Origin of the sequence: Virgibacillus tibetensis (assembly GCF_036026595.1) — a bacterium.
GTDB lineage: Bacteria > Bacillota > Bacilli > Bacillales > Amphibacillaceae > Virgibacillus_P > Virgibacillus_P tibetensis.
The window spans coordinates 29,872-48,273 of the sequence record NZ_JARZFX010000012.1 but is presented as its reverse complement, the minus strand read 5'-3'; the positions used below and the strand labels follow the sequence as shown (position 1 = coordinate 48,273).

Here is an 18,402-nt window from a genome sequence, read left to right as displayed (position 1 = left end):
CTATTCCCTCCTATCTGTTCATTAATTTTTTTCGTAATTCAATGGACAATGAATAGTAGTAGCTGGATTTCTTATATTGAAAGTTCTTAGAATATATGTCAGCCAGTCCCTCGTAAGTTTCACATAAATTTATATTATCTTCTTTCGATTTAAAGAAAGGAACGGCTTCATCTTTGAGATATTCTTTAAGTCTATCATCCTCCCTGATTTCCAAATTTTTAATAGTTAACTTTAACTTGTTGGTAACGTCTTTTGGATGTATTTTTGAAAGGCCCTCATTTATCGTTTTTAAAGCATTTTCACTTTCATTCTTGCTTAAATACCCTTCCACCAGACCATAAACAGTATTGCCATAATTAGCTTCTGTGGGATGTTTATAGTTTAAGCTTTCTAAGTAATACGCAATGGATTGGTCAATATCTCCTTCTTGAGAATATAGATAGCCAAGGTTATTTAGTACTTTACCGGTTAGACCGAGGTCTCCAGATGACTTAGAAATTTCCAGTAAGTTCGTATAATATTCTTTAGCCACTTGGAACTTTTGTACCCTTGTGTAATTAATTGCCAGTATCAGCTGACAATCAATACTTCGAGGGTAATATGCCATTCTATTAAATAACTCCATAGCCTTTTCCCCATAATAAATAGCTAACGTTACATTGCTTACATGACTGTGTGTGAGGGCTAAGTGGTAAAACAACTCTTCATTGGAAATTTTCAGGTGTGTAAATTTTGCCTCTGCTTCACTAAGTAGGGCTAAGCCAGTATTGTGGTTTTTTCCAACACACTGAAATATGCCTTTAAAGTATAAGAAGTAACCAGACTGTTCATCTGAAAAGTTTTTTTCGTATTCGCTAATTTGATTTATAAGTACTTCTGCCTGATCCAAATCATTTATTAATAGGAGATATCTAATTTTGATTAATTCGAACCAGTATTTCAATGTTATTACTTGGACTTCTCCAGAAAAAATTTCTTCTAATTGTATGTAAGCTTCCTTTGCTTTATTGATATTTTTGAATTTAATAGACTTGAACCATTCTTCTAGCAGGTCTTTTGTTTCACGTCTGTATTTCTCCAAGGATTGTAAATCTACTTGTAATCGTTTCATTAATAGAGTTACTGTTTCAGCATTAGCATTATCAAGCTTACTATTTTCTAATTTACTTAAATAAGGAATGGAGCAAATCCCTGAAGCGAGTTTATGTTGGGTAGTCCCGGTATTTACTCTATAGTGATAAATTAGTTTTCCATAGTCAATTACAGGATAATCCTCTATTATATCCACTTCAATGCCCCTTTTTGTTAAAAATAGCCCTTGTAGATCCAATCATTATATAATCGATTATTATTTAAAAATGTTATTTTTTATATATTACCACTTTTTAGATAATTTATGAATGGATAAAAATGCCCATTATTATTAATTTGCTACTACAACTTCTTCATTTATTGAAAAAAATCGATAAATAACAATCTATTAAACTACTTTCTGCGGCATATTTTCTCAATACCAGACTTATGCGTTTTGTGTTAGTGTTAGTGTAGAATATTCAGATAAATAGTATATTCGCAATTTTACTCTTTACTACTGAGTAGAAAAAATTTATTAATAAGGAGAGGATTGGCAGATGAAAAGTTTAAAGTTAATTGGGTTAATGTTAATGATTGTTATTCTTATTGTACCTTCTTTTACCTCACAGGTTGATGCAGCTGAGAATTCAACAAAGTTACGTGTTCTGATTACCTCCACCAATGAAAATGCACAAGAGCGTGCAAAACAGAATTATGGGATGCGTTGGGATTTTAATCAGCAAGGATTTACAACAGATGTTACCACAGCCCAGTACCATGCACTTCAAAAAAATAAGAATCTAAGCGTAGAACTCGTTGACAAAGTTTTCTTGGATGCGAAGCCTGGATCGAATGAATCAACTGCACCTAACGATCAAACTCCATGGGGAATAGAGGCAATTTATCAAGACGATGCAATTAGTTCTACTTCTGGCGGAAGTGGAGTTAGAGTAGCTGTTCTTGATACTGGAGTAAATAAAGATCACGCCGATTTGTCGAGTAACATAGAGCAATGTAAAGACTTTAGCCATAGAAAATCAAATCTAATTGAGGGCGCCTGTGAAGACAAAAACGGTCATGGTACACATGTGTCGGGAACAGTCCTTGCTGATGGTGGTTCGGGTAGTGGTATATATGGAGTAGCTCCTGATGCGAAGTTATGGGGTTATAAAGTGCTAAATAACCGTGGATCCGGTTATTCAGATGATATTGCAGCAGCAATCCGACATGTTGCAGACGAAGCCAATCGTTTAAATGTAAACGCAGTTATATCCATGTCGTTAGGATCCAGTTCTGAATCTTCTCTCATTACAGATGCTGTAACTTATGCTTATAACAACGATGTATTAATAGTGGCAGCAGCAGGAAACTCCGGTCCGACTGCTGATACAATTGGATACCCAGCAGCACTAACAAGAGTTGTTGCGGTGGCTGCTCTTGAAGATGTACAGGAAAACGGAACATATCGTGTAGCAGACTTCTCATCCCGCGGTAATCCAGACACGGCTGGGGATTATGTCATCGATGTACGTGATATAGAAGTTTCGGCTCCAGGTCGTAACATTGAATCGACATGGTATGACGGATCGTATAATACGATTAGTGGTACATCGATGGCCACGCCTCACGTATCTGGATTGGCAGCAAAAATATGGGATGCAAACCCAAACTATACTGCTGAACAGGTCCGTACTGAGCTTCAAAACCGTGCAGAAAACAATGATATCTTAGGTGGATCTGGTGCATCGACAGGTGATGACTACGCATCTGGCTTTGGATTCCCAACCGTAAACTAGTCACGTGGAAGCTATTGGGACGTCTGTCATGCTTCAGAATCAAACTGAAGCATGAGAACGTTCCCATGCTCCTATTTTCTTAGAAAAGATTCCACCTCTGTTCGGGTAGGCATACCATCCTGAGCACCAAACTTTTGAATCGATAAGGCTGATGCTGCATTCGCAAATTTTATAGAGGTAGAGATAGGTTTTTTTTCAGAAAGTGCAACGGCTAGTGCCCCATTAAAAGTGTCCCCCGCACCAGTAGTATCTACAGCATTAACTGAATAGGCAGGTAAGGTCATATACTCGTCATTCATGCTATAGGAAACACCATGCGCTCCTTTAGTTACAATTAATTTATCATTAAAACCAGAGCTCCTATCCTTAAAGTCAAATAACTGCGTATATTCACTTTCGTTTGGTGTTATATACGTTGCCTTAGACCAGTAATCAGATGCGATTTTTTTGGCCGGAGCTGGATTTACTATAATTGGAATATTATATTCATTACATAGGTCAAGACAATATATAATGGTATCCACTGGAATTTCAAATTGTATTAGGACAAGATCGCTATTTCGTATGTCTTCTTTAAATTGACTAACATATTCTGGAGTCACTTTATCATTAGCACCCGGAACAATAATGATCCGATTATCATTATTGCTAAGTATAATGTTTGCAATACCTGTATTAATTTTAGGAGCCGTCTCCACCATACGGATAGACACATTTTCCTTCTTTAACGCTTTTAGCATATCAGCGCCATTTTGATCTTGCCCTACTTTGCCAATCATTTGTACGTTAGCACCTAAGCGGGCTGCTGCTACAGCTTGATTAGCTCCTTTTCCTCCAGGCTTCATCTTAAATTGGTCACCTATAACTGTTTCCCCTTGGTTTGGCAAGCTTTCAGTAACTGTTACCATATCTGTATTTATACTTCCAATTACCGTAATAATAGGGCTATTCATTTATAAACCCCCTTGTGTTTTTCGTAGTTTCTCCCTTAATTAATTTAGTTGAGAATTTATAGTGTAATTTCTCTAAATCTAGTTTTTCTATTTGTTTGTATAATAATTCCACCGCCATTGCACCCATCTCATATATTGGCTGCTCAATGGTAGTTAAAGATGGTGACAGCATTTTACCCAACTGTATTCCGTCGAAGCCTACAATCTGAAGATCATGTGGGATTAATAACCCCACATGGTTAGCTGCTCGCATCACTCCAGCAGCAATTAAATCACTACCGGCAAATATTCCATCAATCTCTGGATTATTTTGAAGTAATTGATAAGCAACCTTTTCAGCAGTATAAAGATCATAGTCTGTTTCTACTATTGTATATTTAATAGTAGACTCTTTAACCGCTTTCAAAAATCCTTTTTCCCGGTCATCAGCAGGACCAACTCCACTTGGACCTCGCACATGTGCAATTAATTTGCAATTTACCTCCATGAGATGTTTTGTTGCTTTAAATGCCCCTTCCTCATTGTTGGCCATTACAGTAGGTATTTCATTTTTTATAAATCTATCTAAAGCAACCACTGGAAAATCAAACTGATCATAGTTTTCTACCTCTAATTGACTTGTAGATATTATAAAACCATCGATATATTTTTGTTCTAATGACTTTATATAATCCATTTCTTTTTTTGCATTGCCATCCGCATTACACAGTATTACTGTGAACCCGTAAGATAGTGCTTTATCTTCTATAGCTCGTGCTAAAGCTGGGAAAAACGGGTTAGTAATATCAGGTAAAATCAGTCCAATCATGCTTGATCTTTTTTTATATAACGTTCTAGCAACTAAATTGGGACGATAATTTAAAGCCTCAATTGCTTCTTTTACTATTTTCTCTGTCCCTTCACTAACAGTGTCTTTATTATTTAAAACTCTTGAAACTGTAGCAACAGATACATTTGCATATTTTGCAACATCTTTAATACTCACCATTTTAGTTTATCCACCTTAAGATACAATGTATTTAAAATTACTATAGCAGGTTTTAAATAATAAATCAGTATCCATAAAGCTTAATCAGAATAGGATTTTAGAGCGTTTGTAAATAAACCCCAAAATTTATCTGAATCTAATTGATATGCAAAATTAACATTTGGCACTCTTCCACTTACATGAAGACTATCTACACAAGTCATCCCATAACTAAACTCCCCTTTTGTCTCAATGTCTACACGGACATTTTTTAATTCGAAAATGGAAGGGTCGATTAAATAGGCAGCCGTACAAGCATCGTGTATCGGTGCACCTTCAAATCCGAATACATCTTTATATGTCTTAGCAAAGAACTGTAAAAGCTCAACAACAAAATTAGAAACTGAGTTATCAATAACAGCTAACTCACGAATTATTTCTTGAGTCGCCAATGCTTGATGCGTTACGTCTAGACCAAACATAGCAATCGGTACACCACTTTCAAAGACGACCTTAGCTGCTTCTGCATCTACATATATATTAAATTCTGCAGCAGGAGTCCAATTTCCAAATGTACCTCCACCCATTAATACAATTTCTTTTATTTTGGGAATAATCTTAGGCTCCCTTATCATAGCTAGTGCTATATTTGTAAGTGGACCTGTTGGAACTAACGTAATATCATTATCAGAGTTTAGGACTTTTTCAATAATCAAATCAACAGCATGCTGGCTAACAGCTTTTTTTGCTGGTTCACTTGGAAGTGAAGGCCCATCCAGACCAGAATCGCCATGAATTTCTTCAGCTATTTCTCTTTCTTTAATTAAAGGTTTCTCTGCGCCTTGTGCTACCGGGACATCTTTTAGTCCAACTATGTCACATACATTAAGTGCATTCAACGTATTTTTTTCTACTTCAACATTACCTGCAACAGTTGTAATAGCTTCTATTTCAAGGTTACTAACCTCTGAAGCTGCCAATATAATTGATATTGCATCATCATGACCTGGGTCACAATCTAATATAACCTTTACATTTTTGTTCATTTCAAGCACTCCTTCATTTGAACTGTTGTATTTAAAAGAATAATTATTATGAGCACACTATTCTTTTATTAAAGTTATACGGTTTTTAAATAAACATCCCTGCTATAGCAGCATTTAATAATGATGCTAACGTACCTGCAATCATTGCCCGCAGTCCTAATTTTGATACATCTTTTCTTCTTTCTGGTGCAAGGGAACCTAAAGCACCAATTTGGATTGCGATCGAACCGAAATTAGCAAAGCCAGCCAGAGCAAAGCTTAAAATCATCCCTGTTTTAACTGAAAGTGTATCGATTATCGGTCCAAACCCAGCATATGCCACAAATTCATTAACTACTATTTTTTGGCCAATATATTGTCCAGCTATTACCGCTTCGTCCCATGGTACACCAATTAGAAATGCTAAAGGAGAAAGCAGAATTCCAAGTATTCCTTCCATGGTTAGATTATCTATCCCAATAAAATCTCCTACTATACCAAAAATACCATTGATGAGAGCGATTAATGCAACGAATGCTAATAGCATCCCTGCAATCTCTAACACCATTTTCACACCAGTTGACGCTCCTCTTGCAGCAGCATCAATTATATTTGTTGCCTTTTCTTCATCTTCTTGGATAGTAACTTCTTTTATCTCTTCACTATTGGCTAGACTTTCTCTGAATTCCTTTGGTAGAGGAATAACTATTTTCGCTATTAACAAGCTGGAGGGTGCAGCCATGAAGCTTGCAGCTAAGAGATATTCAAGAGGTATGCCTAACATGGAATATCCTACTAACACCGCACCGGAGACAGACCCCATCCCACCTACCATTATGGCAAATAGTTCAGATTCATGCATTTTTTTAATAAATGGTTTTACTACTAAAGGTGCTTCCGTATGCCCAACAAAGATATTTGCAGCAGCAGCTAACGATTCTATTTTAGTAGTACCTAATAATTTCGATAATGCACCACCAATAATTTTAATAACCCACTGCATAATACCTAAATAATATAGGATTGAAATTAAAGATGAAAAGAAAATAATGATCGTTAACACTTCAAACGCAAAAATGGTACCTTCACCAATTAATGGTCCAAATAAAAAAGAAATACCTTCATTTGAATAGCCGATAATTCCTTGCACCATAGACGACAGTCCCTCTAAAACGGCTCGTCCAATAGTAGATTTTAATGCTAGATATGCAAATAGCAACTGGATCGTTAATGCCAATAAAATAGTTCTCATATTAATATCTTTCTTATTAACACTTAAAAGATATCCAATACCTAATACGGTGATTATTCCAACCAATCCCCATAATAAATTCATCCTGCCACCTCCTCATATGATAATGTAACCCGTTACAGTAACCGGTTACAATATAATAAAAGCTAATTTAATATTTGTCAATAAGAAATCACGACGACGGTTCTCATGCTTCAAAATCATTTAAACTGAAGCAAGCGAACCGTCCCATGATTCTTTTATTTGAAGGTTTTATCACGTAGGTAAACTTCTACTAATTCGTGAATCTTCTCAGGCTTTAAAAGCGTTGAAACTGATCGCTCACTTTGCTGGGTTAGTGCATAACCAGCTAGACCTAACTGGCAAGCGCTTCGTAGTGATTCATCACTCATGATTCCATAAATAGCACATGAAGCAAACGCATCATCACTTCCTGTACTATCCACCATATCAGTCTCAAAAGGTGCCAAATGACCAGACTCCTTAAGGGAAGAATAATAAACACCTTGACTGTCAAGCATAATAATTACTTTTCTAACCCCACGCTGTCTAATTTCTTCACAAGCCTGCTGGCAAACCTCGACGGAATTTATCTTTTCTCCAATTAGCACTTCTGCTTCTTCTTGGTTGAGAAGCAGCACGTCTACACCATCAAGACAATGAGGAAGCTTTTGTACTTTTGCTGCAGATACAGGGTTAATATACAGTACGATATCTTCATCCCTGCACCGTTTAATTAAATAATTTATACAATCTTCTGGAATGTTTGTATCCAAAAAAACAGCCTTTGCTTTCGCAATATAGGACCATTTGTCTTCGATCATTTCAATGGTTATATATTCATATATATTCATATCTGCCATAGAGACAACCATCTTACCCGTAACATCCAATAAAGCAGTATATGTTCCGGTCCGCTTTGAATGCAGCACCCAAGCTTGGCTCACATCCACCCCTTGGTGTTTAGTTTCATTCAGCAGCCAGTCCCCCTCCGCATCATCTCCTACGCAGGTTATTAGGGAAGTACTATAGCCCAGCCTACTTAAGTTCTCAGCGAAATTTCGTGCGACACCACCACAAACTTCAGTTATTTTAACTGGGTTTGATGTGTGCAAATGCACCTTCTGATCTGACTGCGCCTTCCGATCTGTGTTTGTACCACCAATACAGACAACGGATGACTGGTTCTGTATAACATAAGCGCGTCCCTTAATCTCTCCACGCCTTGTCAAATTAGCGATATAATTGGCGACTGCCGAACGTGATAGACCAACCTTTTTTGATAATTCCTGCTGTGAGATGAATGGATTCATTTTAATGTGGTGTAAAATCTGATTTTCCTTATTCACTAAAAATAACCCCATTTCCTAAATAAAAATAGCCTTTATAGATAAACCAGGAATCTATTTGATTCATTTATGTTAATTAAATATTGCACAAAAGTCCAATCTATGATTATATTAAAAGCTATTAATTTTTTTCCTTTTTATCCTTTTTAAAAAATCGATATATATTAAATAGAGGAGGAAGTTCAATTGAGATTATGGTTTTATCCTCTGTTGGTTATTATAGCAGCTAGTAGCTATGGTGTCGTATCAACTATTGTGAAGCTAGCTATGCAAAGTGGTTTTACAGCTTCAGAGGCAATTACGAGTCAGTTTTTTATGGGATTTCTCCTAGCATTGTCTATTTTCCTTTTATCTAACGGAGCAAAGTTAAATATGAATGGCATAAAAATACTTATTACCTCGGGAGTACTAACAGGCTTAACAAACATTTTTTATGGACGTTCTTTAGTCTATTTACCTGCCTCACTGGCAGTTGTCCTTTTGTTTCAATTTACATGGATAGGTATGCTGATTTCTTGTATCGCTAAACGTCGACTTCCAAGCAGAATTGAGTTTATTTCCTTAGTCGTATTATTTGCAGGAACTATCCCAGCCGCTGGTTTGCTTGATGTTGATTTAACCCAAATCGCCATACAAGGATGGTTGTGGGGACTTGCTGCAGCAGTCGTTTTTTCTTTATTTATATTTGTTAATGGAAAACAAATTAAACACATGACCACGTCAAATCGATTATTACTCATTTCTTTCTTTGCATTTATAACGACGGCTATTTTTCAATCACCTGAGATCATTTGGAATGGCACATTATTTAACCAGGGGCTTTGGGTATATGGCGTAGCATTGGGCTTATTTGGCATGATTATTCCGGTTTTTTTATATACAATTGCAGTACCTAAGGTTGGTTCAGGTATGTCATCTATATTAAGTGCTTTCGAATTACCCATAGCTGTCTCTGTGTCTGTATTATTACTAAACGAAGCTGTTACACCTGTACAAATTATAGGAATCCTAGTCATTATTATCGGTATAGGTCTACCGACAACACGAACCAATGAGGTAGTGCATTTTAAAAAACATAAACAAAAGCTCAGAAAATCCTGAATTTCCCCTTGAGCTTTCTTCGATATTTGCCATAGAAAGCTTGCTTAAGATCTTAATAAGAAAAAGAAGTTCGAGCTGGACATGGTTATTTTGTATGATATGCTTGCTGGATTACTTCTTTGCATGCAGAAAAACAAGTACCTCATCTATCATAAATAGATGAGGTTTTTTGGTGTAGAATAAACATGGGAATCTCTTTTAAAAAATCACGATTCCTTCATTGACTTTTTTAAACGATAGCGTATACTAAACCTATGTTTGTAACAACAAACTTTTGTTTAACCTCGGAGAAGGAGGGGGTAAAAATCACATTCAATAGTAAAAATAATCACAACCATATTGTTACCAGCTCTGAAATCAATGAGACAATTACTTCAAGTGAATTAGAGAATTCCACATTATCAAAAGAAAAAATTGCTGAATCAGCTGCTTCTAAGGAAACGCAACCTATTATTTGTATAGGCGGAGCTAACGTAGACAGGAAGCTTTATGCAAAAAATAAAATTGTCAGCGGTACATCTAATCCAGTTCAATCTTCCAGAACAGTTGGAGGAGTTGCAAGAAACATTGCTGAGAACCTTGGTAGGCTGGGAGAGAAAGTGACATTCCTTTCAGTCGGTGGTCTTGATTTAGAGTGGCAGGAAATTTATGAAGCATCTTCTCCTTTTATGAACCTGGATCATGTGGTTCAACTTGAGCATAGATCAACGGGTTCATACACAGCAGTATTAGATACGGATGGTGATCTATCTATCGCACTAGCCGACATGGATATTTATGAGGAAATAACCCCTGCGTTATTGGAGGGGAAAAGCGATATTCTAAAAGAAGCTAAGTGCATTGTCGTAGATTTAAATTGTCCAGGTGAAACAATAAATTTCCTTTGCCAATTTACAGCAAAGCATGAGATTCCTTTGGTTGTAATTCCAGTTTCATCCCCGAAAATGGACCGCCTTCCAGAGTCACTTAGCTCGGTAAGCTGGCTCATTGTAAATAAAGATGAAACAGAATCCTTCTTTAAAGCAAAGCTGCAAAGTTACAATGATTGGGAGAATTCGGTTACAAAATGGCTGGAGCTTGGTGCTAAAAATGTCATTGTCACAAATGGAGCAAAAGGCGTAATCGTTGGTACTGAAACTGGTGTAATCCGTCATTACCCAGCTGTTGAAACGCCATTAGTGGTAGATGTAACGGGCGCAGGAGATTCATTTTGTTCAGCTATTATTTACTCATGGCTAAAAAATATAAAATTAGATAGTATTATCAAATCCGGTTTGGTAAATGCCCACAAAACAATTGTTTCAAAGTATACAGTAAGAAAAGAATTATCCGAAAAACAGATTAAAATAGATATGGAGGAAGTTTTAAATGAAAAAATACATTGAACTGTCAAAAGAAGTTAAAGAAGCAAAAGAAGCAGGGAAAGCGATTGTTGCTTTAGAATCAACTATTATCTCCCATGGGATGCCTTACCCTCAGAATGTTCAAATGGCTCGTGAAGTTGAAGAAATCGTTCGTAATAATGGTGCAGTACCAGCAACAATTGCGATTATGGACGGAAAAATTAAAATTGGCTTAACAGATGATGAATTAGAGCTATTTGGTAAGAGCTCAGGTGTTGCTAAAGTATCCAGACGTGACCTGGCTCAAATTATTGCGACCAAACAACTTGGTGCTACAACTGTTGCTACAACAATGATTTGTGCTGATTTAGCAGATATCAAAACGTTTGTAACAGGTGGTATTGGTGGCGTTCATAGAGGCGCTGAAACTTCTATGGACATATCAGCTGATTTGGAAGAACTGGCGCAAACAGATGTAGCTGTTGTTTGTGCAGGTGCTAAGTCCATTCTCGATTTGGGACTTACTCTAGAATACCTTGAAACAAAAGGCGTTCCTGTAATTGGTTATGAAACAGATTGTCTGCCAGCTTTCTATACAAGAAAAAGTAAGCATCAATTAAACTTTTCAACAGATTCTATTGATGTCATCGCAGAAACAATGAAAACAAAATGGGAATTAAATCTCCATGGTGGTATCGTAATCGCGAACCCAATTCCAGAGGAGCATGCTATGGATGAAAGCTATATCAATGGCATTATAGATCAAGCAATCAAAGAATCCGAAGAAAATAACATTATTGGCAAAGACAGCACTCCTTTCCTCCTAGCAAAAATCAAAGAATTAACTAATGGGAAAAGTCTTGATGTCAACATAGAACTAGTAAAACACAACGCTAAAATTGGCAGTCAAGTTGCAGTTAGTCACAATAACAAAATGAAATAATTGGAATCATAGGAATGTTATTCTCATGCTTCGCAATCAATTAGAACTGAAGAAAAAGAACCGCAGCTATAAACCTAACGGGTTCCGTTACCTATCGTAAACATTAAAAATGTAACGTAAAATGACCATCAATTTGTATGCTAATTTGATGGTCATTTTTTTGTTGGTGTAACAGTATTATCTTTATAATACACATTAAAATTGTAGTGTAATTTGTATCCCAATTTGTTAGGTGACAATGGCTGTATCTACATTTTGACCTACAAATTCGCATGCAAATTTGCATACATAAATTTACCATTAAATTGGATTTTTCGCTTGATTTTATAAGGTAATCTGATTATTTATGTTAAACTAAATATAGATATTGTGAACGATTACACTTAACGGGGCAGGTTAATGAAATAAGAACATAGTGGATATGAGTGATCAAGCTCTTTTATAATAAAGACTTTTTGAATAAGTTTAATGTAATTGAGAAAGTGAAAACGTGTATTTATACAAATAAAACCCGAGCATATTATTACAAGCTCACGGTTTTGTTAATTACTTTTGGGTTTGTTTTGTTAATGAAGGCAAAGTTTCATTTAATCGAATAGCTGCTAGTAGACCTGCACTTAATGGTAATAGAGCTACTAAGCCAATTGCCCAATTAACATTTAGCATATCTGTTAATAACCCTGCAAATAATGCTCCAAATGCATATCCACTATCCGCCAAAAACGATAAACCCCCATTGATGAAGCTCTCCATTCTGGCTGTGCTACATCACTAATTGAAGCTTGTAGGGTTGGATATACCATTGCGGTTCCTAAACCTAAAAGAATAGCTGCTATCAACCATAGGCTATATTGGTTTACAAATAAAATCATCCATAGACAGGAGTTGGCTTAACCGTATCACAAATCGGACTCTTAGTTGCTATTTATCCAGCTTCGTGGGGATTTTTCCAATTATTCACTGGAGCGTCAAGATAAGTAACCTTTTTCCTTCATACTGAAATATTTGTTGGAATTTCTACCAATAATAATGTGATCTAAAAAATCAATTCCAATTATTTCTCCAGCTCTATCTAACCGTTTGGTAATCTGTACGTCCTGGGGGGATGGTTCGGGATAGCCACTAGGATGATTATGAAATCCGATGATAGATGCTGCATTGTTAAGTATAGCTGTCTTGAAAGTTTACATGGGATGAACGGTGGTTGCACATAATGAACCAATATGCGCCCGATGGACAGCTACTATCTCCATCTTTACATTGAGACAAGCGACCAGAAAAACCTCCCTATCTTCATCTCCAATCAAGTCGATTGCCAAATCAGCAGCATCAGGGATTTGTCTAATAATTGACCTTTTAACCTCTACACTCGTAACTACTTGCTTAATTCGTTGGATTTCGTAAATTGTTTCCATGATAATGTCCTCCTTTTTGTGTTAGCTTAGTGAAACCAGAAAGCCACCCTTTAATGAGTGACTTTCGCTACATATGATTATCTAGTAATACCAATCAATCGTATTTGCAAGTTATGCAAGGGGTACCGCCAACATTTTAACGAAAAAATACGCTAATCCAATATTTGGAACATAAAAGCCGAATTCTCCTACGCTAAGAGGATCCGGCCTTGTAAAAAAAGGTAATTTATAATTACCTTTTTTCAATATCCATATTAAATTTATGTAGCTTTAAAATAAAGTTTGATCATTTCTACTTATGTTGTTCCACAAAAGCGCCCTTACTTGAAGAAGCCACTAAAAAGTCGATTCCTTAACGTACAGGGAATCGACTTTTTTAGGTTGAAAATCTGCTTAGCGTACAAAATTTCCGAAATGTTGGCGTATCCCTTACTTGTACTGTCAAGGTTGCCGACGGTTTAAAAGCACAGGGCTTTATTAATGATAGTTAGTACTTTGGCTATTGTTTGAGTCAACCATATCATTTATTTTTTCTCTTGCTTGTTCAACCATTTCATCGGCAATCATGACTATGTCCGTATCGAATTTTCCTTCTGTTGGGACATCAAATTGAAGTTTCTCTGCATAAGGTGCTGGTCTATTCAGCATATAAGCAGACATAACTTCACACAGGAGATCACGAGCTTCTTCAGAGTTTAGCTTTTCTGTAACAATATCATGCATTACGTTAAGGGCAGTAAAATTAGCAGCCTCTATATCACAACGGGAAGATACCTCTCCCCTTGTCTTTTCAACGATAATACTTCCATCAAACTTCGCTAATTCGCTCAACTTCTCTGGTGGCACCTTATAATTAATAACATTTTCGATTACATCGGTATGAGGTTGTGGAAAATCATGTGGAATTTCATCTTGATAAACAATAGTCCGTTTCCATGGCCCATTGTTATACCAGATTAACCGACTTGGAATCGCTTCATTCGGAGGACCATATTGTTCAATTGTAAGATTTGCTGATTTCTTTGACATAGCATTCCAATCATTAACAATCGCATTCACTGACTCCATACTTTCAAAAGCTTTAGTGGTTTTCTCAGCACCCCCAACGGACTGTACTTTAAAATCACTTCTCATGGCAATTGCTGCAGTTTTTAGCTTTTCTTCTTGTTCCATAATATACCTCCATTATAATAAGTTTAGTTTATTATTTGATAAAATCTTTATATTAATCATTTTTATAAAGAAAGAACCTAAATCTAGGCTTCCACATATGTTGATTACTAACTGATGTTTTGGAGGTATAAAAATGAATAATGATTATCAGAGTTGCGTAGACCAAATTTTAAGTGCTTGGGAACCGAAACAAAAAGAAGGTGCTTTAAAAATAATTCAAAAGTATGGTTACCCTCAAGAAGCTACTGCAAGCAGATTGATTTGGTACAATAACGGTGTTTGGAAGAGAACGATTGTTCACCGAGATGCAGTACCACATTGTTTTCCTACTCTTCATCCTGACTTCCTTGAACAAACCATTGATTACAGAACGCCTTTAGATGCCTTTGATGCACTTGCTTATTATGATGGGAGTGTTTACCCCGACAGAACAAAGGGTGAAGTTTCTGTATTTTGTGATAAGGAAGAGATGAATACATTGTCTTTGAACCTATTCCATGATATTGTGACGTGTAAACGAACTGTTGAAGAAGCAAGAAAGTGCTACACAGAAATTGCTAAAAACTACTTGTTGAATGGTATTTCTTCTCCATATTTAGAACAGTTATTGTTCCCTCCTCAACATAATACAGCAGACCCTGATGTTAGATACTTCTAATATCCTTTTTAGACTCGACTGAGTATGATTTTTTGACTAAGTTTAAGTCGATAAGGCGAAAAATAAACAACTCTTTTTTGAAACGCCGCATTTGTCAATTGAAGAATGCGGTTTCTATTGTTGAAAGTAAAATTTGTATTTAACGATCTTCCACAATCGGGCATTTAACGGAACAACTCTATTGTTACTTAAGAGTTGCCTAACCACTTTTCATCTTCACTATAAAAACACCCCTTTTGATATAGTGTGCACCCCTTAAAATAGACGTTGAAAAAACCACCGGTTACAACGTACGATTTTTAAGGGGTGCATTTTTATGGCTATAAAAGGACAAAAGAAAAGAACTTACACATTCGAACTAAAAATGGAAGCATTAACGTTAAAGAAAAAAGGTTGGACGAAACGACAGATTGCCAATAAATTAGGGATTAATGATAAGGATTTGATCAAGGCTTGGGTACGAAAATACCGAGCGCAGGGAGCCATGGACTAATTTTCATCTTTTTATGTGGCAAACATTTAACAAGGTAAATTTCCTCCTGACGTCGCAAAGTGGGGAGAAATAAATAGGAATTAAACAATAAACCTTATTCAACAAACTGGTGCTTTAACACAATAAGGATATCGTTGGTATGGCAGCCTATTCTGTGCTATCTGGCAGAATAGTGGAAGAAGGAGAAGCACCTGTTTTGTCGAATTTATACTATAGGGTAAGTTCAGTCCGACTGTAATTTAAGGAGATGATTATAATTGTTAAGTTCAGAGAGACTTCAGTTTCGAAAAATGGAAGAAAATGATATTGAAAAGTATCACTCTTGGAGAAATGATTTAGATGTAATGAAAACAACAAGCCCATCATTAGATTTATATTCTCTTGATGAAACAAGAAGTTTTGTAGAAAATGTTATTCTTAATTCAACTTCCTCCAAGAGCTATATTATTAAGGAGAGGGTTGGTAATATTGCAATTGGTGTAACGTCACTAATAAATATCGATACAAAAAACAGAAATGCTGAGTGTATTATCGATATCGGTGAAAAGGAATATTGGGGTAAGGGATATGGTACAGAAGCTCTAAAAATGTTACTTGAATATGCTTTTTTAGAATTAAATCTACATCGTGTTTCACTAAGGGTTTTCTCACTTAATGAAAGAGCTATACATATCTATAATAAACTTGGCTTTATGGAAGAAGGAGTAATACGAGAGAGTTTATATAGAAATGGAAAATGGCATGACATAATCATTATGGGTGTTCTTAAAGGAGAGTATTTAAGCAAGCATAAAAAGTGATATGCATTGCTACAAAATAAATTAGGGGAGCAAAGAAAAATTGAATGATGTAAATAACAACACAGTCAATTTAATCAATGCTGATTTTCATGGAATACATGTTAATTTAGTAGGTGATGGTGAAGCTATTGTATTCCTACATGGTGGACCTGGAAGTGAACAAAGTTTTTTCCTACCACATGTTTTACCCTTATCACAACAATTTAAATTAGTGTTTTATGATCAAAATGGTTGCGGTAAATCAGAACCGTCAATTGATAATCAGTATTCAATGATGAATGAAGTAAACACATTAGAATTATTACGGAAAGAATTAAAACTAGAAAAAATTAACCTTTTTGGAGAGTCATGGGGTTCAATGCTAGCTTTGCTGTATGCAACTACTTATCCAGAAAGAGTAAATAAAATTCTTTTAACAGCTGCAATAGGAGTTACAGCTGAAGGCTTCAAAACTTTCGGTATAGAACTTGAAAAAAGGTTATCGGAAAACGATCAATTAAAACTATCTAAATTAGAAGATGGTCTTGAAAGCGGACAATCGTCCATCAATGATATATTATCAATTCTCGATAAATACTATGTTTTTTCTGAAGACTCTTTGAAAAAGAAGGCAAATACATCCATTAAGCCTAGGGTTAACCAGCAAATTGGAGAAGACATTATAAAAAACTATGACATAACCAATAAATTAGATACCCTTCATCATATTCCCATTTTAGTTGCACAAGGTAGTGACGACATATTAACTCCAAGTCTGATTAAAGAATTATTAGTGGATTATATTCCTCATGCAAAACTAATTGAAATAAAAAACTGCGGTCATTGGACTGTTGTCGAAAAACCAGTTGAAATGAATGATATTGCTAAAGAATTTTTTAGCTCTAATATATTAAGCTAAAGGGTGCTTTGCTTGAAATAGAAAGAATGATTTGTTATTAGAATACATATCATTGGCGGTTCAGGAAGTGGGAAGTCATATATAGCCAAGCAAATAAGCAACAAGTTTAATATTCCCCATTTCGATTTGGATGATATATTTTGGGATAACCAGGCTGATGAGTATGGGATTAAAACTCCAGAATTAGAAAGAGATGACAAACTGAAAAAGTTAGTGGAACAGCCCTCTTGGGTAATTGAAGGCGTATATTTTAAATGGGTTAAACCAAGTTTTAAAATGGCTGGTAAGATATTTATTTTAAATATTCCATTGTCACTGCAAGAAGAAAGGATTTGGAATAGGTACGCAAAAAGAAAAATAGGAGAAGTAACTTCTGTTAAGAAAGAAACATTACAAAGTGTTAGAGATTTAATAGAATGGAACAGAAGATATAATCAGGAACACATCCCAAATTTTATTAAAGATAATGAATTTAAGAGCAAAATTATCCACTTGAAAATAATGAAGATATCTTCAAATACCTAATTTAGTTATTAAGTTAACGGGTGCTTTACTTGAATAAGCAATTGAAAATAAATATAAGAGAAACATCAGTTAAGTAACTGAGGATTTTCTACTTTTGATTACAAATCCCCCTACAAATTCGATGCAATTAGTTATGCAATTTTAGGTACATTTTATAGTGTAGTTTCGAGTTTTGCGATAGGTAACGGAACCCGTTACTAAAAATCACCTAAGTCATGTGCATGACTTAGGTGATTTTTTGAGAGGTAAGATAGTATAGATTTTTGGCTGTAATTAATTCTTACACTTAAACAGCCACGTCCACCCCAGCGCCCAGAGACTAGCCAGACTTCCTTCACCTCCGTAATCTAACTCAACATTGGCTTCCTCCGGATAAGGAAGGCCGACTAAAACCGGGCTTGTGCTCAGGCGCCGGCATACCCCTATGAAGGGGCATGTTTCCTTTTAGATGAACTTGACTTATCGCCAGAAATGGCGAAAGTCTAAGTGAATCTTATACTCTGGAGTGAATCTCCTGCGGCAGTGGAAGATCGACTAACTACGCCGCTTTGCGCGGCAACGTCGACCCACCCGCGATGCGCGGGCGCAGTCCGTACGTCCCTAAACGGGCGCTTGCGCTTTTGTTCCTCACGGGGAC

General features: G+C 36.0%; 16 protein-coding genes and 2 pseudogenes. 9 read left to right on the top strand and 9 right to left on the bottom strand.

Annotated elements, in window-relative coordinates; all coding sequences use genetic code 11:
- Positions 1-10: 10 nt before the first annotated feature.
- A complete protein-coding gene (locus QGM71_RS17335; RefSeq protein ID WP_327608829.1) occupies positions 11-1,288 on the bottom strand; it encodes a tetratricopeptide repeat protein in 1,278 nt (425 codons plus the stop codon).
- Positions 1,289-1,631: 343 nt separating this feature from the next.
- Here QGM71_RS17335 and QGM71_RS17330 point away from each other — a divergent pair, with 343 nt between their 5' ends.
- Complete coding sequence (locus tag QGM71_RS17330; RefSeq protein WP_327608828.1) at positions 1,632-2,870, top strand: S8 family peptidase; 1,239 nt, start codon at positions 1,632-1,634, stop codon at positions 2,868-2,870.
- Positions 2,871-2,941: 71 nt separating this feature from the next.
- Here the strand turns inward: QGM71_RS17330 and rbsK are convergent, their stop codons facing one another.
- The 5 genes from rbsK to QGM71_RS17305 all read right to left on the bottom strand — a co-directional run bounded on the left by rbsK (position 2,942) and on the right by QGM71_RS17305 (position 8,416).
- Positions 2,942-3,823, bottom strand: a complete 882-nt coding sequence (rbsK, locus tag QGM71_RS17325) for a ribokinase (protein ID WP_327608827.1) — start codon at positions 3,821-3,823, stop codon at positions 2,942-2,944.
- Positions 3,816-4,811, bottom strand: coding sequence for a LacI family DNA-binding transcriptional regulator (locus QGM71_RS17320; protein WP_327608826.1), 996 nt, complete (start codon positions 4,809-4,811; stop codon positions 3,816-3,818). The genes rbsK and QGM71_RS17320 overlap by 8 nt, the downstream gene beginning before the upstream one ends.
- An 80-nt stretch (positions 4,812-4,891) precedes the next feature.
- Entirely contained in the window at positions 4,892-5,836 is a 945-nt protein-coding gene (locus QGM71_RS17315) for a nucleoside hydrolase (protein WP_327608825.1), read from the bottom strand.
- Between the two features lie 85 nt (positions 5,837-5,921).
- Complete coding sequence (locus tag QGM71_RS17310; RefSeq protein ID WP_327608824.1) at positions 5,922-7,151, bottom strand: NupC/NupG family nucleoside CNT transporter; 1,230 nt, start codon at positions 7,149-7,151, stop codon at positions 5,922-5,924.
- A gap of 155 nt (positions 7,152-7,306) precedes the next feature.
- Positions 7,307-8,416 carry a PfkB family carbohydrate kinase gene (locus QGM71_RS17305; RefSeq protein ID WP_327608823.1) on the bottom strand — a complete coding sequence of 370 codons (1,110 nt, stop codon included), beginning with the start codon at positions 8,414-8,416 and terminating at the stop codon, positions 7,307-7,309.
- A gap of 186 nt (positions 8,417-8,602) precedes the next feature.
- On the opposite strand from QGM71_RS17305, the gene QGM71_RS17300 reads away from it, so the two are divergent.
- The 3 genes from QGM71_RS17300 to QGM71_RS17290 all read left to right on the top strand — a co-directional run bounded on the left by QGM71_RS17300 (position 8,603) and on the right by QGM71_RS17290 (position 11,803).
- Positions 8,603-9,517, top strand: a complete 915-nt coding sequence (locus QGM71_RS17300) for a DMT family transporter (RefSeq protein WP_327608822.1) — start codon at positions 8,603-8,605, stop codon at positions 9,515-9,517.
- 254 nt (positions 9,518-9,771) lie between these two features.
- Positions 9,772-10,902, top strand: a complete 1,131-nt coding sequence (locus tag QGM71_RS17295; RefSeq protein ID WP_327608821.1) for a carbohydrate kinase family protein — start codon at positions 9,772-9,774, stop codon at positions 10,900-10,902.
- The gene (locus QGM71_RS17290; RefSeq protein WP_327608820.1) at positions 10,886-11,803 is read left to right on the top strand and encodes a pseudouridine-5'-phosphate glycosidase; all 918 of its coding nucleotides are present in this window, start codon (positions 10,886-10,888) and stop codon (positions 11,801-11,803) included. The genes QGM71_RS17295 and QGM71_RS17290 overlap by 17 nt, the downstream gene beginning before the upstream one ends.
- A 546-nt stretch (positions 11,804-12,349) precedes the next feature.
- On the opposite strand, the pseudogene QGM71_RS17285 reads toward QGM71_RS17290, so the two are convergent.
- The 3 genes and pseudogenes from QGM71_RS17285 to QGM71_RS17275 all read right to left on the bottom strand — a co-directional run.
- A pseudogene (locus tag QGM71_RS17285) lies at positions 12,350-12,681 on the bottom strand (MFS transporter); the annotation flags it as partial.
- A gap of 90 nt (positions 12,682-12,771) precedes the next feature.
- A pseudogene (locus QGM71_RS17280) lies at positions 12,772-13,218 on the bottom strand (JAB domain-containing protein).
- Between the two features lie 477 nt (positions 13,219-13,695).
- Positions 13,696-14,391, bottom strand: coding sequence for a hypothetical protein (locus QGM71_RS17275; protein WP_067730864.1), 696 nt, complete (start codon positions 14,389-14,391; stop codon positions 13,696-13,698).
- 133 nt (positions 14,392-14,524) lie between these two features.
- Here QGM71_RS17275 and QGM71_RS17270 point away from each other — a divergent pair, with 133 nt between their 5' ends.
- The 5 genes from QGM71_RS17270 to QGM71_RS17250 all read left to right on the top strand — a co-directional run bounded on the left by QGM71_RS17270 (position 14,525) and on the right by QGM71_RS17250 (position 17,765).
- On the top strand, positions 14,525-15,049 hold the full coding sequence (locus tag QGM71_RS17270) for a hypothetical protein (RefSeq protein ID WP_327608819.1): 525 nt from the start codon (positions 14,525-14,527) through the stop codon (positions 15,047-15,049).
- 316 nt (positions 15,050-15,365) lie between these two features.
- Positions 15,366-15,542 (top strand): helix-turn-helix domain-containing protein, encoded by a 177-nt coding sequence (locus QGM71_RS17265; protein WP_084268874.1) that lies wholly within the window; start codon positions 15,366-15,368, stop codon positions 15,540-15,542.
- A 257-nt stretch (positions 15,543-15,799) separates the two neighbouring features.
- Entirely contained in the window at positions 15,800-16,342 is a 543-nt protein-coding gene (locus QGM71_RS17260) for a GNAT family N-acetyltransferase (protein WP_327608818.1), read from the top strand.
- Positions 16,343-16,382: 40 nt separating this feature from the next.
- The gene (locus tag QGM71_RS17255) at positions 16,383-17,240 is read left to right on the top strand and encodes an alpha/beta fold hydrolase (protein WP_327608817.1); all 858 of its coding nucleotides are present in this window, start codon (positions 16,383-16,385) and stop codon (positions 17,238-17,240) included.
- A gap of 36 nt (positions 17,241-17,276) precedes the next feature.
- Complete coding sequence (locus tag QGM71_RS17250) at positions 17,277-17,765, top strand: AAA family ATPase (RefSeq protein ID WP_407703048.1); 489 nt, start codon at positions 17,277-17,279, stop codon at positions 17,763-17,765.
- The last annotated feature ends 637 nt before the right edge of the window (positions 17,766-18,402 follow it).